Consider the following 14,150-nt stretch of genomic DNA (forward strand, 5'->3'; position numbering starts at 1 on the left):
AGGCACCATGCAGCTCGTGCACACCCCACAACACACACAACTGTCGCTGTTCGAGGCCTTCATGGCTCAACCCCTTGCGCCTATCCTCAAGGAAACGGTCGAGGCCCCGTGGGGCTCCGAACCTGAGGCGTTCAGTGAATTGTCGTTGCGCGGTGCAGCTGGAAGCTGCCTGAGCCTGCTGGCGCCGATCCTTCGTGAACTGAGCGAGGAGCAGGACGCACGCTGGCTGACGCTGATCGCTCCACCTGCCAGCCTGACCCAGGCCTGGCTGCGAGACGCCGGCCTCAACCGTGAGCGTATCCTGCTGCTGCAACCGCGCGGCGCGCAAAGCGCTCAACAGTTGACCTGCGAAGCCTTGCGTCTGGGCCGTAGCCATACGGTGGTGAGTTGGCTGAACCCGTTGAACACTGCGGCCAAGCAACAACTGATCAGCGCCGCACGGACGGGCGATGCGCAGAGCTTGAATATTCGATTGGGGTAACAGGAAACTGGCTGATTGCGTAGGTGACAGACAGGTATCTGTGCAGAGCTTGCTTCTGTGGCAAAACGGACTGATGTAGCGAGCGGGCTTGTTGTGGCGAGCGGGCTTGCCCCGCGTTGGGCTGCGAAGCAGCCCCAAACCAAGCACCGTGGAATACCTGATATACCGCGTTAATCCATCAGGGCCGCTTCGCGCCCCAACGCGGGGCAAGCCCGCTCGCCACGACAAGCCCGCTCGCCTCAGAGGCCTGCTCACTACAACAAGCCCGCCTACAACGAAAAGTGCACTTAACTGCAAAACTCAGTGCAGAACCCGCGGCCCGTCGTCCTTCTCCGGTTCGCCTTCTGCCAGGCGACCCGCCATCTGCACACCGACGCTCAACATGGCTTTCGCCACTTCCACGTGCTGGCCTTGCAGGAATGCTTTTGCGTCTTCGGAAAAATCCAAGATAACCAGAGAACCCTCGTCCTCAGCCCGACGCAGCTCGATTCGGCCGTCAGGCAATTCAACAATTTCCAGAAAGGACGTTGGCATAAAAGTCTGTTCTCCACGAAAGGCCGGGATTATATCAGTCATCCACCCAGCCTCGCAGAGGATCTGAACAGGTTTCTCTACGGCTTGATGAATGGTGCTCATTGAGCCTCGTGCTGGACTTTCTGTGCAACTCGGTTCAACTGTGGGAACGGGCTTGCTCGCGAAAGCAATCTGTCAGTTGATGCATAGGCCGGCTGATAGACCGCTTTCGCGAGCAAGCCCGCTCCCACATTTGTGATCGCATTCAGTCAGTGACGACTTCTCAGCACTCATTCAAACCTTCGCGAAACCGCAACGCCATCTTCTTCAGCTCTTGGCGCCAGCTCTCCAGTTCTTCGCGGCTCAACGGCTTGGGCTCATCCTCCTCCACCGCAACAGCGACGATCAGCGGCTGCGTCACGTCCCCCTTGGGCACATGCGGCACGCGTGGCGGCTGGAACATGTCGGCATGCGCTTTGAGCAAGCGGGCAACCCAGCTGTCGGGGCTTTGGGCCATTTCCACCAGCTCGGCCAGCTCAGGAATGGCCATGCTTTCCAGCACTTCGCGGTTCATGATCAGTTCTGCACGCGGCGAACCGGCCTGGGGCAAACGGTAGAACCCGGCGATTTCATGGCACAGCCCCAACAGAGCGCCGTAGAGATGGAACAATGCAGCCTCGCGTCCCGCCTGCACCAGCGCGATGGCATTCATCTCCTTCCCTTCCTCGGCACGACCAAGGGCTTCCAAAGACAAACCCGCGAAGTAAATTTTCTGATTGGTACGGGTATAGAGTTCGTTGGCCATAACGGCAGTCTCCACAACGAAATAAGCCGGATGCTGGCTCAACAGTGTCACGGATCAGCCGAGACTCCTGCAAGCGCAAAAAAAGGCCGCCTATGCAGGCGGCCTTTGTATTTCGCAACGTAGTCGATCAAGCGCCCTGGCGCTTGTCCTCGACCTTCCACTTGCCGCCGTCGTAGAACGCTTTCCAGCCCGTAGGCTTGCCGTCCACTTCGGTCTGCACGTACTGCTCCTTGGTTTTGCGGCTGTAGCGGATCACGGCCGGGCGACCGTCGGGATCCTTCTTCGGCGCTTCACACAGGAAGTGGTACTTGGGGTCGATCTCGTCCTTGTGCGGCACGATTTCCAGCACCAGCGGCGCACGGGTCTCGCGGTTTTTCGGGAACTGGCTGGCGGCCAGGAACAAGCCCGAGGCGCCGTCACGCAGGATGTAGGTGTCGTTGACCTTCTCGCATTTGAGTTCAGGCATCTTCACCGGGTCCATCTTCGGCGGCGCCGCGTCACCGCTTTTCAGCAGTTTGCGAGTGTTCTTGCACGTCGGGTTGGTGCAACCGAAGAACTTGCCGAAACGGCCGGTCTTGAGCTGCATCTCACTGCCGCACTTGTCGCATTCCAGGCTCGGGCCTTCGTAGCCCTTGATGCGGTAGCTGCCCTCTTCGATCTCGTAGCCGTCGCAATCAGGGTTGTTACCGCAGATGTGCAACTTGTGCTTCTCATCGAGCAGGTAGGCATCCATTGCCGTGCTGCAGATCGGGCAGCGGTGCTTGCCACGCAACACCAGCGACTCGGATTCACCCTCGTCGTCAGCAGCGATTTCATCGCCCGGCACCAGGTTGACGGTGGCCTTGCAGCGCTCTTTCGGCGGCAGGCTGTAGCCCGAGCAACCGAGGAACACGCCGGTAGACGCGGTACGAATCTGCATCGGACGGCCGCAGGTCAGGCACGGGATGTCGGTCATCACCGGCTGGTTGGCACGCATGCCACTTTCAGGGCTTTCGGCTACTTCGAGCTTCTTCTTGAAGTCGCCGTAGAACTCATCCAGTACGTTTTTCCAGTCGCGTTCGCCCTGGGCCACGTCATCGAGGTTCTCTTCCATGCCGGCGGTGAAGCCGTAGTCCATCAGGTTGGAGAAGCTTTCGGACAGGCGCTCGGTAACGATGTCGCCCATCTTTTCCGAGTAGAAGCGACGGTTGTGCAGCGCGACATAGCCACGGTCCTGGATGGTCGAAATGATTGCCGCGTAAGTCGAAGGACGACCGATACCGCGTTTCTCCATCTCTTTTACCAGGCTGGCTTCCGAATAACGCGCCGGCGGCTTGGTGAAGTGCTGGGACGGGTCGAGCTTGATCAGCTTCAACGTGTCGCCCTGGGCCATGTCCGGCAGCACATCGTCATCGCCTGGCTTGGCGATTTGCGGCATCACGCGGGTGTAGCCGTCGAACTTGAGGATACGGCCCTTGGCACGCAGCTCGAAGTCGCCCGCACCGACACTGACGGTGGTGGACAGGTATTGCGCCGGCAGCATCTGGCAGGCCAGGAACTGGCGCCAGATCAGCTCGTAAAGGCGCTCAGCGTCGCGCTCCATGCCGGTCAGCTTGCTTGGCTCGGTATTGGCGTCGGAAGGACGAATCGCTTCGTGAGCCTCCTGTGCGCCTTCCTTGCTGCTGTAGACGTTCGGCTTCTCCGGCAGGTACTTCTTGCCGAATTCGGTTTCAATATAAGTACGCGCCATCGCCACCGCGTCTTGCGACAGGTTGGTGGAGTCGGTACGCATATACGTGATGTAGCCAGCTTCATACAGACGCTGAGCCATCATCATGGTTTTCTTCACACCAAAGCCCAGGCGGTTACTCGCGGCCTGTTGCAGGGTGGACGTGATGAACGGCGCCGACGGCTTGCTGCTGGTCGGTTTGTCTTCACGCTTGACAATGCTGTAGCTGGAAGCCTTGAGCTTCTCCAGCGCGGCCATGGCCTGGGCTTCGTTCAGCGGCTTGAAGGCCTCGCCTTTCTCGCGGGCCACTTCAAAGCGCACGTTGGCGCCCTTGGCGGTGCCGAGGTCAGCGTGGACTTCCCAGTATTCTTCGGGGTTGAACGCACGAATCTCGCGCTCACGCTCCACCACCAGCTTTACCGCCACCGATTGCACACGGCCGGCCGACAGGCCACGGGCGATCTTGGCCCACAGCAGTGGCGAGACCATGTAGCCCACGACGCGGTCGAGGAAACGACGGGCCTGCTGGGCGTTTACACGGTCGATGTCCAGTTCGCCCGGCTTGGAGAAGGCTTCCTGGATGGCTTTTTTGGTGATTTCGTTGAACACCACACGCTTGTAGCGGCTGTCATCACCGCCGATGGCTTCGCGCAGGTGCCAGGCAATGGCTTCCCCTTCGCGGTCCAAGTCGGTTGCGAGATAGATGGTGTCAGCATCCTTGGCGAGCCGGCGCAGCTCTTCGATAACCTTTTCCTTGCCGGGAAGGATCTCGTACTTGGCCTTCCAGCCATGTTCCGGGTCTACACCCATGCGCGAGACCAGCTGCTTGCGCGCTTTCTCTTTAGGCGTGAGCACCGGACCTTCGCCCGCAGCCGCCTTGCCGCGCTTGGCGGCAGGCTCCTTGCTGGCGCTAGCCGAACCGCTGGTGGGCAGGTCTCGGATATGGCCGATACTCGACTTCACCACGTACTCGTTGCCCAAGTACTTGTTGATGGTCTTGGCCTTAGCCGGGGATTCCACAATGACCAGCGATTTGCCCATGGATCGGAAAATTCCTGAATTCGAGAAGTGAAAGGCAGTTGGCGCCTGTCGCGGCAACGCTATATATAGTGGCAACAAGGTGAGGTCAAGCGCAGCATTCTGCGCGACCTGCCGTTATTGCCCTGAAAAAAGACTGGGTTCGGCCTGGACCAAAGCAAAGCGCGGGACCTGCTCGCCGTCAACTTCGACGGTCTCCAGGAACATGCTCAATGGGCGCACCCAAAAGCCGTAATCGCCATACAGTGCTTGGTAAAACACCACTTCCTCTTCGGTCTCGGAGTGCCGCGCCACGTTAAAAACGCGGTACTGCGGCCCCTTATAATGTTGGTAGAGCCCTGGTTCGACTTTCATGCTCTGGCCCTCTTACAAAATTTGTTGAAAAAAAATATTAAAAATTCCAAAAAACAAAAACCGGGGCACTGGGCCCCGGCTTCCGTCAACCCAACGCTTAGACGCGTTCGAAGACGGTGGAAATGCCTTGGCCGAGACCAATGCACATGGTTGCAACCCCAAGGTTGCCGCCATTTTGCTTCATCACGTTAAGCAAAGTGCCGGAAATACGTGCACCGGAGCAACCGAATGGGTGGCCCAGGGCAATCGCACCGCCGTGCAGGTTAACCTTCTCGTTCATCTTGTCGAGTACTTTCAAATCTTTCAGCACTGGCAGGGCCTGTGCGGCGAAAGCTTCGTTGAGCTCGAAGAAGTCGATATCGGAGATGGTCAGGCCCGCGCGCTTCAAGGCTTTTTGTGTGGCCGGTACTGGACCATAGCCCATGATTGCCGGGTCCACACCCGCCACGGCCATCGAACGGATCACGGCCATCGGCTGGATACCCAGGTCCTGGGCACGCTGCGCCGACATCACGATCATGCACGAAGCACCGTCGGTGATTTGCGACGAAGTACCGGCAGTCACGGTGCCGCCCTTTGGATTGAAGGCAGGTTTCAAGGCCGCCAGGCTTTCCAGGGTGGTGTCCGGACGAATGGTTTCGTCGTAGTCGAACAGTTTCAGGAAACCGTTTTCGTCATAGCCGTTCATCGGGATGATTTCATCCTTGAACTTGCCTTCCACCGTCGCCTTGTGGGCGAGCTGGTGGGAGCGCAGGCCGAACGCGTCCTGGGCTTCGCGGGTAATGCCGTGCATTTTGCCGAGCATTTCTGCGGTGAGGCCCATCATGCCCGAGGCTTTTGCCGCGTACAGCGACATGTGCGGGTTAGGGTCGACGCCGTGCATCATGCTGACGTGGCCCATGTGCTCCACGCCGCCGACCACGAACACATCGCCGTTACCGGTCATGATCGCTTGGGCAGCGGTGTGCAGCGCGCTCATCGAGGAGCCACACAGGCGGCTGACGGTCTGGCCAGCGGCGGTGTGCGGGATCTGGGTCATCAACGACGCCATGCGCGCGATGTTCCAGCCCTGCTCCAGGGTCTGGTTGACGCAGCCCCAGATCACGTCTTCGACTTCGTTCGGGTCAACCTTGACGTTACGTTCCAGCAACTTGCTGATCAGGTGCGCCGACATGTCTTCGGCGCGGGTGTTGCGGTGCATGCCGCCCTTGGAGCGGCCCATCGGTGTGCGACCGAAGTCGACAATCACCACGTCTCTTGGATTCAAGCTCATAAATATTCTCGCTCTAGTCGTCTGGGCGCTTAACCGAAGAAGCTCTGGCCATTTTTGGCCATTTCACGCAGCTTCGCGGTCGGGTGGTACAGCGGGCCCAGATCAGCGTATTTGTCAGCCAGGGCAACGAACTCGGCCACACCGATCGAATCGATGTAACGCAGCGCACCACCACGGAATGGAGGAAAACCAATACCGTACACCAGGCCCATATCGGCTTCGGCGGCGGTTTCAACGATGCCGTCTTCCAGGCAACGCACGGTTTCCAGGCACAGGGCGATCATCATCCAGTTGATGATGTCCTCATCGGACACCTCACGCTGCTCGTAGATGACCGGCGCGAGCACTTCGTGCACCGAAGGGTCGGCCACTTTCTTCTGCTTGCCCTTCTTGTCGGCCTCGTAAGCGTAGAAGCCCTTGCCGTTCTTCTGGCCCAGGCGCTTGGCTTCGTAGAGCGCGTCGATCGCCGAACGGCGGTCGTCTTTCATGCGGTCCGGGAAGCCTTCAGCCATGACGTCGCGACCGTGGTGGCCGGTGTCGATGCCGACCACGTCCATCAGGTACGCCGGGCCCATTGGCCAGCCGAATTTTTCCATAACCTTGTCGATACGCACAAAGTCCACACCGGCGCTGACCAGCTTGGCGAAACCGCCGAAGTACGGGAACAGCACGCGGTTGACCAAAAAGCCCGGGCAGTCGTTAACGACGATCGGGTTCTTGCCCATTTTCTTGGCGTAGGCAACGGTAGTAGCAATCGCCAGCTCACTGGACTTCTCGCCACGGATCACTTCCACCAGCGGCATCATGTGCACCGGGTTGAAGAAGTGCATGCCGACGAAGTTTTCCGGACGCTTGAGGGCCTTGGCCAACAAGCTGATGGAAATGGTCGAAGTGTTCGAGGCCAGAATGGTGTCTTCTTTAACCTGGGCTTCTACTTCGGCCAGTACGGCTTGCTTGACCTTCGGGTTCTCGACAACCGCTTCGACCACCAGGTCGACGTGGCCGAAATCGCCGTAGGACAGCGTAGGACGAATGCCGTTAAGCACTTCAGCCATCTTCGCTGCGGTCATGCGACCTTTATCAACGCGGCCCACCAACAGCTTGGCGGCTTCCGCCAGGCCTTGCTCAATGCCGTGTTCGTTGATGTCTTTCATCAGGATCGGCGTGCCTTTGGAGGCCGACTGATAGGCGATACCGCCGCCCATGATACCGGCGCCGAGTACGGCAGCCTGTTTCACGTCTTTGGCGATTTCGTCGTAGGCCTTGGCCTTTTTCTTCAGCTCCTGATCATTCAGGAACAGGCCGATCAGGCTCTGGGCAGCCGAGGTTTTCGCCAGTTTGACGAAGCCTGCAGCTTCCACTTCCAGGGCTTTGTCGCGACCGAAGTTCGCGGCTTTCTGGATGGTCTTGATCGCTTCAACCGGCGCCGGGTAGTTCGGGCCGGCCTGGCCTGCCACGAAACCTTTGGCGGTTTCGAACGACATCATTTGTTCGATGGCGTTGAGCTTGAGTTTTTCGAGCTTTGGCTGACGCTTGGCCTTGTAGTCAAATTCGCCGCTGATGGCGCCTTTGATCAGGTTCAGTGCAGCTTCGGCCAGTTTGTCCGGGGCAACCACAGCATCGACGGCACCGACTTTCAGCGCGTCTTCGGCTTTGTTTTCCTTGCCGGCGGCAATCCACTCGATGGCGTTGTCGGCACCGATGATGCGCGGCAGGCGCACGGTGCCGCCAAAACCTGGGTAGATGCCCAGTTTGACTTCAGGCAGACCGATTTTGGCGGTCGCCGACATGACACGGAAGTCTGCGGCCAGGCACATTTCCAGGCCGCCGCCCAACGCGATGCCATTGATCGCGGCAACGGTTGGCACGTTGAGGTCTTCGAAATCGCTGAAAATCTTGTTGGCTTCGAGGTTGCCAGCCACCAGCTCGGCATCGGGCAGCTTGAAGTTGTCGACGAATTCGGTGATGTCTGCGCCGACGATAAACACGTCCTTGCCGCTGGAGACGATCACGCCCTTGACCGAAGCATCTGCTTTGATGGTGTCTACGGCCTGACGCAATTCATTCAGGGTTAGACGGTTGAACTTGTTGACGGACTCACCCTTGAGGTCGAATTTCAATTCGACGATGCCACTTTCAAGAGCCTTAACCGTGATGGCTTTACCTTCGTAAATCATCAACTGATCTCCACGATATGGAAGCTGAACAGTACACATTGGACGCTGGCCTCTGGTTGGACATTGATTATTGGGTCAATGCTCATGCCAATCCGCCAGGCACACCCGCCAACGCGCTAGTCGGGGTTCTGTATGAGCGGTCTGACAGACAAACGCTCAATTCATACGCCCGTTTGATTTGGGTACGTCACCTTCATCCAATTCCGGGCAATTGTCAATCGCTCGAAAGGCTAGGAAAAACGCGACTTTCCAGTCAGTTCAGAACCCAGGCCCACGGCTTACGCCTGGCCAATATTCAACTATTCACGAAATCAATAATGGAAATTTTGTAGGAAAAGGCTGTACAGAACAGGATATGCCGCTAGGCTAGCGACAACCTTAATGCGCCTGGATGAACATCCGACGCATGCATCACAGATTTACCGGCCTGCCTGGCCAACTCCAGCCCGATGATGATGTCGGGCTTTTTATTGCCTGGGTTTTATCCGATAGGCATCAAGCCAGGGCCTTGAGCAGCGCATCAATGTCCTTCAACACACTCGCCTCGCCCTTCTCGCCCCAGTACAGGGCGATCATTTGTTTGTCCGCCTCGACCTTGTAGACGTTATCCGGCAGGGTCGCAAAGTGCGCCAACAACGTCTCATCGACGCACACTTCGCGCCACTGATTGACCCAAACCCCAGGCTCCAGCTGCCAGTAACACCAAAGGGCCGGCGCACTTGCGCGGCGCGGTCGGCAGTACTGCGCGCAAGGGCTTGGCGGCTCGTGCTTGAGCCAGTACGGCCAGTCCTGCGGCGCCAATTGCATGGCCAGGCCGATGCGGCGCGCCTCCATTCGCAGGGCCATGCGCCCGCTCTGATGGCGCGAGGGGCGCAACCATGCCAGAGGGCTCAGTACCACGAGAAGGATTGACACCACTATCCAGACCGTCATATGTGTACTCCCGAATTACTAGATGAGCGGATTTGACCTGACGCAACCCCATCCGCTTGAAAGCAGCCATACTGAACTTATTGCAGTCCCCTGGAGGAACGCGCCATGTCCAACGAACACTCCTACAAACATATCCTGGTCGCTGTCGACCTGACCGAAGAGTGCGACCCAGTGATCAAGCGCGCGCAGGCTTCAGCAATCGCCAACGGCGCCAAGCTGTCACTCGTGCATATCGTCGAGCCTATGGCCATGGCGTTTGGTGGCGACGTGCCGATGGACCTTTCCCAGTTGCAGCAACAACAGTTTGATCAGGCCAAGGAGCGCCTGGATCGGTTGATCCTCAAGTACCCGGAAGTAACCAAGGAAAACTCCCACCTCACCTACGGCCAGCCCCGTCAGGAAATCCACCACCTGGCCAAGGAACAGGGCTGCGACCTGATCGTGGTCGGCAGCCACGGCCGTCATGGCCTGGCGTTGCTGCTGGGCTCGACCGCCAATGACGTACTGCACGGCGCGCCGTGTGATGTGCTGGCGGTAAAACTGGTAAAAAATACTTAAGAACGGCGCCAAACAACTGTGGGAGCGGGCTGATGTGGGAGCTGGCTTGCCTGCGATAGCATCACCGCAGGCCAACTGACGCACCGCGGTGCCTGCATCGCGGGCAAGCCCGACTCCCACACAAGCCGTCCCACATGTCTAATCGCACTTCATATAAAAAACCCGGTATTCATCAGATGAACACCGGGTTTTTTAGTGCGCTTGAATCAATCAGGCATCCAGCTCGGCCCAACGCTCAACCAACACTTCCAGCTCCTGGTTCAACGTTTCCAGGGACGCAATGACCTTGGCGGTTTCCGCCGCCGGACGCAGGTAGAAACCTGCGTCAGCCATTTCCGCTTCTACTGCGGCAATCTGCTGTTCCTTGGCGTCGATATCGCCCGGCAAGGCTTCCAGCTCACGTTGCAGCTTGTAGCTGAGCTTCTTCTTGGTCGACGGTGCAGCGTCCTGGGCCGGAGCAGCAGCGGCAGCCACTGGCGCAACGACAGCGGAGGTCAGGTCGGCCTTGCCGGACTTGCTCTCGGTCACGCCCAGCAGGCGCGGCGAGCCGCCCTGACGCAGCCAGTCCTGATAACCACCGACGTATTCACGCACCTTGCCTTCACCTTCGAAGACCAGCGTGCTGGTGACCACGTTGTCGAGGAATGCCCGGTCGTGGCTGACCATCAGCACGGTGCCGTTGAAGGTCAGCAAGACCTCTTCCAGCAGTTCGAGGGTTTCCACGTCGAGGTCGTTGGTCGGTTCGTCGAGCACCAGCAGGTTGGCCGGCTTGCTGAACAGCTTGGCCAGCAGCAGGCGCGCACGCTCACCACCGGACAAGGCTTTCACCGGCGTACGTGCGCGTTGCGGGCTGAACAGGAAGTCGCCCAGGTAGCTCAGCACGTGGCGGCTCTGGCCGTCGATGTCGATAAAGTCGCGGCCTTCGGCGACGTTGTCGATCACGGTTTTTTCCAGGTCCAACTGATGGCGCAACTGGTCGAAGTAGGCCACGTCGATGCGCGTGCCCTCTTCTACCGTGCCGCTGGTCGGTTGCAGACCATTGAGCATCAGCTTGAGCAAGGTGGTCTTGCCGGTGCCGTTGGCGCCCAGCAGGCCGATACGGTCGCCGCGCTGCAGGACCATCGAAAAGTCTTTGATCAGGAACGGGCCGTCCGGGTGATGGAAGCTGACGTTTTCCAGCACCATCACCTGCTTGCCCGACTTGTCGGCGGTATCCAGCTGGATATTGGCCTTGCCGGTGCGTTCACGGCGCTCGCTGCGCTCAACGCGCAGGGCTTTCAAGGCGCGTACACGGCCTTCGTTACGGGTGCGACGGGCCTTGATGCCCTGGCGAATCCAGACTTCTTCCTGGGCCAGCTTTTTGTCGAACAGCGCGTTGGCAGTTTCTTCAGCGGCCAGCGTGGCCTCTTTGTGCACCAGGAAGCTGGCGTAGTCGCCGTTCCAGTCGATCAGGCCGCCACGGTCCAGTTCGAGGATGCGCGTGGCCAGGTTCTGCAGGAAGGAACGGTCGTGCGTGATGAACAGCACGGCGCCCTGGAAATCCTTGAGGGCTTCTTCCAGCCAGGCGATTGCGCCGATGTCCAAGTGGTTGGTTGGTTCGTCGAGCAGCAACAAATCCGGCTCGGACACCAGCGCCTGAGCCAGCAGCACGCGACGACGCCAGCCGCCGGACAACTCGGCGAGGGTCTTGTCGGCCGGCAGTTGCAGGCGGCTCAGGGTGCTGTCGACCAGTTGCTGCAAGCGCCAGCCGTCACGGGCTTCGAGGTCTTGCTGGACGTGCATCAGCTTGTCCAGGTCCTCTTCGGTGACGCAGTTCTGCGCCAGGTGGTGGTATTGCGCGAGCAACTCGCCGACGCCGTCCAGGCCTTCGGCAACCACGTCGAACACTGTCCGTCCGTCGGCCACCGGCAATTCTTGCGGCAATTCGCCGATCTTCAGGCCCGGGGCACGCCAAACAGAGCCGTCATCGGGCTTCTGATCGCCTTTAACCAGCTTCATCATGCTGGACTTGCCGGTGCCGTTGCGGCCGATGATGCACACCCGCTCACCACGGGCGATCTGCCAGGACACCTTGTCCAACAACGGCATAGCGCCGAAAGCAAGGGACACATCGCTGAATTTGAGCAGGGTCATACGCTTCTCCAAAAACTGGGCGCGCATTCTACCTGACTTGAGGGTGGGATGCGGCCGGCATTTTCGCTGGCGACACGTTCTGCAGGACATTTACGATGAACTTCAGCCAGCCGGCCGGCAAAGCTTTCGCCGGTCGCTGGCAAAAGGCTAAGCTAGGGGCAATCAGTGTCGGCGGTGCCGGTGCTAGTCGTGATTTCTCTGCACGGACGTCTCATGCGCAGTCGCCTTTTCAACTTTTTATCTTGTCTGCTTCTTTCCGCCACCGCCGTTCAATCCGCCCAGGCCGTGGACCTCACCACCCAACGTCAATATTACGATGAAGCCAAACGCGCCCTCGCCAAAGGCGACAGCGGGCCGTACATGCAATACAGCCAGGCCCTGGCCGACTACCCGCTCACGCCGTACCTGGCCTATGACGAGCTGACCGCGCGGCTGAAAACCGCGAGCAACGAGGAAATCGAACAGTTCCTCGCTAAAAACGGCGACCTGCCCCAGGCCAACTGGATGAAGCTGCGCTGGTTGCGCTGGCTGGCCGACCGTGGCGACTGGCAGACGTTTGAAAAGTACTACGACGCCAAACTCAATTTCGTCGAACTGGACTGCCTGCATGGTCAGTACCAGCTCACCCATAACTTGAAAGCCGAAGGCTACAAGACCACCGAAAAACTCTGGCTGACCGGCAAATCCCAACCCGCCGCGTGTGATGCCACGTTCGGCCAGTGGGCCGCCGATGGCCAACTCACTGAACAGAAAATCTGGGACCGCGCCAAGCTCGCCGCCGAAGCACGCAACTACGCCCTGGCCAACAGCCTGGTGAAAACCCTGCCGACCCTTGGCGCCCAAGGCCGCCTGATGGTCGACGTGGCGCAAAAGCCGGACATGCTCAGCGACCCGTCGCGCTTCCTGCCGGCCAACGAGGCGATGTCTGACGCCGTCGGCCTGGGCCTGCGTCGCCTGGCACGCCAGGACCCGGACAAGGCCATGGCGCTGCTCGACGGCTACGCCAGCAGCATGCACTTCTCCCGTGACGAAAAAGTGTCGATCGCCCGTGAAATCGGCTTGACCCTGGCACGCCGCTACGACCCGCGCGCGCTGGACGTAATGACCAAATACGACCCGGAGCTGCGTGATAACACCGTCTCCGAATGGCGCCTGCGCCTGCTGCTGCGTCTGGCACGCTGGGAAGATGCCTACCAGTTGACCCGCAAACTCCCACAAGACCTGGCGACCACCAACCGCTGGCGTTACTGGCAAGCGCGCAGCCTGGAGCTGGCCGAGCCGAAAAACCCGCAGCCGCTGGTGCTGTACAAAAACCTCGCGCAGGAACGGGATTTCTACGGTTTCCTCGCCGCCGACCGCTCCAAAGCGCCGTATCAGCTGAAAAACAAGCCGCTGGTGATGAGCCAGGCGCTGGTCAACAAGGTCCGTAACACGCCCGGTGTACGCCGCGCGCTGGAGTTTTATGCACGTGGCCAGATTGTCGATGGCCGCCGCGAGTGGTACCACGTGAGTCGCCACTTCAACCGCGATGAAATGGTCGCCCAGGCCAAGCTGGCCTATGACATGAAGTGGTACTTCCCGGCGATCCGCACCATCAGCCAGGCCCAGTACTGGGATGACCTGGATATCCGCTTCCCGATGGCCCACCGTGACACCCTGGTGCGCGAAGCCAAGGTGCGTGGCCTGCATTCCAGCTGGGTGTTTGCCATCACCCGCCAGGAAAGTGCCTTCATGGACGACGCACGCTCCGGCGTCGGCGCCAGCGGCCTGATGCAACTGATGCCCGGCACCGCCAAGGAAACCGCGCGCAAGTTCAGCATCCCGCTGGCATCCCCGGCCCAGGTGCTGGACCCGGACAAAAACATCCAGCTTGGCGCCGCCTACCTGAGCCAGGTGCACAGCCAGTTCAACGGCAACCGCGTGCTTGCCTCCGCCGCCTACAACGCCGGCCCAGGGCGCGTACGCCAATGGCTGCGCGGTGCGGATCACCTGAGTTTTGATGTGTGGGTGGAAAGCATCCCGTTCGACGAAACTCGCCAGTACGTGCAGAACGTGCTGTCTTATTCGGTGATCTACGGGCAAAAACTCAACTCACCGCAGCCGCTGGTGGATTGGCATGAGCGGTATTTTGATGATCAGTAAGGCTGACTGACGAAGAGGCTGCGGCGGTTTTACTG

At 59.5% G+C, this 14,150-nt stretch carries 11 protein-coding genes; 3 read left to right on the forward strand and 8 right to left on the reverse strand.

What is annotated here, in order from left to right; all coding sequences use genetic code 11:
* Positions 1-7: 7 nt before the first annotated feature.
* On the forward strand, positions 8-481 hold the full coding sequence (gene sulA, locus L8K08_RS01860) for an SOS-induced cell division inhibitor SulA (RefSeq protein WP_106576933.1): 474 nt from the start codon (positions 8-10) through the stop codon (positions 479-481).
* Positions 482-781: 300 nt separating this feature from the next.
* On the opposite strand, the gene L8K08_RS01865 is transcribed toward sulA, so the two are convergent.
* The 7 genes from L8K08_RS01865 to L8K08_RS01895 all read right to left on the reverse strand — a co-directional run bounded on the left by L8K08_RS01865 (position 782) and on the right by L8K08_RS01895 (position 9,282).
* Positions 782-1,015, reverse strand: coding sequence for a hypothetical protein (locus L8K08_RS01865; protein WP_053255041.1), 234 nt, complete (start codon positions 1,013-1,015; stop codon positions 782-784).
* A 262-nt stretch (positions 1,016-1,277) separates the two neighbouring features.
* A complete protein-coding gene (locus tag L8K08_RS01870) occupies positions 1,278-1,799 on the reverse strand; it encodes a DUF6586 family protein (RefSeq protein WP_145163040.1) in 522 nt (173 codons plus the stop codon).
* Positions 1,800-1,926: 127 nt separating this feature from the next.
* Positions 1,927-4,548 carry a type I DNA topoisomerase gene (gene topA / locus L8K08_RS01875; RefSeq protein ID WP_119739192.1) on the reverse strand — a complete coding sequence of 874 codons (2,622 nt, stop codon included), beginning with the start codon at positions 4,546-4,548 and terminating at the stop codon, positions 1,927-1,929.
* A 114-nt stretch (positions 4,549-4,662) separates the two neighbouring features.
* Complete coding sequence (locus tag L8K08_RS01880) at positions 4,663-4,899, reverse strand: DUF1653 domain-containing protein (protein ID WP_021490990.1); 237 nt, start codon at positions 4,897-4,899, stop codon at positions 4,663-4,665.
* A 97-nt stretch (positions 4,900-4,996) separates the two neighbouring features.
* The gene (gene fadA, locus L8K08_RS01885; RefSeq protein ID WP_106576936.1) at positions 4,997-6,172 is read right to left on the reverse strand and encodes an acetyl-CoA C-acyltransferase FadA; all 1,176 of its coding nucleotides are present in this window, start codon (positions 6,170-6,172) and stop codon (positions 4,997-4,999) included.
* A 29-nt stretch (positions 6,173-6,201) separates the two neighbouring features.
* Positions 6,202-8,349 (reverse strand): fatty acid oxidation complex subunit alpha FadB, encoded by a 2,148-nt coding sequence (gene fadB, locus L8K08_RS01890; protein ID WP_124416715.1) that lies wholly within the window; start codon positions 8,347-8,349, stop codon positions 6,202-6,204.
* Between the two features lie 495 nt (positions 8,350-8,844).
* Entirely contained in the window at positions 8,845-9,282 is a 438-nt protein-coding gene (locus L8K08_RS01895; protein ID WP_106576938.1) for a hypothetical protein, read from the reverse strand.
* 105 nt (positions 9,283-9,387) lie between these two features.
* Here L8K08_RS01895 and L8K08_RS01900 point away from each other — a divergent pair, with 105 nt between their 5' ends.
* Positions 9,388-9,840: a universal stress protein gene (locus L8K08_RS01900; RefSeq protein WP_145163038.1), complete on the forward strand. Its 453-nt coding sequence runs from the start codon at positions 9,388-9,390 to the stop codon at positions 9,838-9,840.
* A gap of 210 nt (positions 9,841-10,050) precedes the next feature.
* Here the strand turns inward: L8K08_RS01900 and L8K08_RS01905 are convergent, their stop codons facing one another.
* Positions 10,051-11,973, reverse strand: a complete 1,923-nt coding sequence (locus tag L8K08_RS01905) for an ATP-binding cassette domain-containing protein (RefSeq protein ID WP_145163036.1) — start codon at positions 11,971-11,973, stop codon at positions 10,051-10,053.
* Between the two features lie 213 nt (positions 11,974-12,186).
* On the opposite strand from L8K08_RS01905, the gene L8K08_RS01910 reads away from it, so the two are divergent.
* Entirely contained in the window at positions 12,187-14,115 is a 1,929-nt protein-coding gene (locus L8K08_RS01910; RefSeq protein ID WP_106576941.1) for a transglycosylase SLT domain-containing protein, read from the forward strand.
* The last annotated feature ends 35 nt before the right edge of the window (positions 14,116-14,150 follow it).

The sequence above is a fragment of the Pseudomonas sp. TREG-RG-20F-10-E-6-01 genome, assembly GCF_022662455.1.
Classification (GTDB): Bacteria; Pseudomonadota; Gammaproteobacteria; order Pseudomonadales; family Pseudomonadaceae; genus Aquipseudomonas.

Bases quoted from the DNA above. Each gene is read 5' to 3' on its own strand.
- L8K08_RS01865 (WP_053255041.1), bottom strand. From the start codon at position 1,015: ATGCCAACGTCCTTTCTGGAAATTGTTGAATTGCCTGACGGCCGAATC.
- sulA (WP_106576933.1), top strand. From the start codon at position 8: ATGCAGCTCGTGCACACCCCACAACACACACAACTGTCGCTGTTCGAG.
- L8K08_RS01895 (WP_106576938.1), bottom strand. From the start codon at position 9,282: ATGACGGTCTGGATAGTGGTGTCAATCCTTCTCGTGGTACTGAGCCCT.
- L8K08_RS01905 (WP_145163036.1), bottom strand. From the start codon at position 11,973: ATGACCCTGCTCAAATTCAGCGATGTGTCCCTTGCTTTCGGCGCTATG.
- L8K08_RS01910 (WP_106576941.1), top strand. From the start codon at position 12,187: ATGCGCAGTCGCCTTTTCAACTTTTTATCTTGTCTGCTTCTTTCCGCC.
- L8K08_RS01900 (WP_145163038.1), top strand. From the start codon at position 9,388: ATGTCCAACGAACACTCCTACAAACATATCCTGGTCGCTGTCGACCTG.
- fadB (WP_124416715.1), bottom strand. From the start codon at position 8,349: ATGATTTACGAAGGTAAAGCCATCACGGTTAAGGCTCTTGAAAGTGGC.
- fadA (WP_106576936.1), bottom strand. From the start codon at position 6,172: ATGAGCTTGAATCCAAGAGACGTGGTGATTGTCGACTTCGGTCGCACA.
- topA (WP_119739192.1), bottom strand. From the start codon at position 4,548: ATGGGCAAATCGCTGGTCATTGTGGAATCCCCGGCTAAGGCCAAGACC.
- L8K08_RS01880 (WP_021490990.1), bottom strand. From the start codon at position 4,899: ATGAAAGTCGAACCAGGGCTCTACCAACATTATAAGGGGCCGCAGTAC.
- L8K08_RS01870 (WP_145163040.1), bottom strand. From the start codon at position 1,799: ATGGCCAACGAACTCTATACCCGTACCAATCAGAAAATTTACTTCGCG.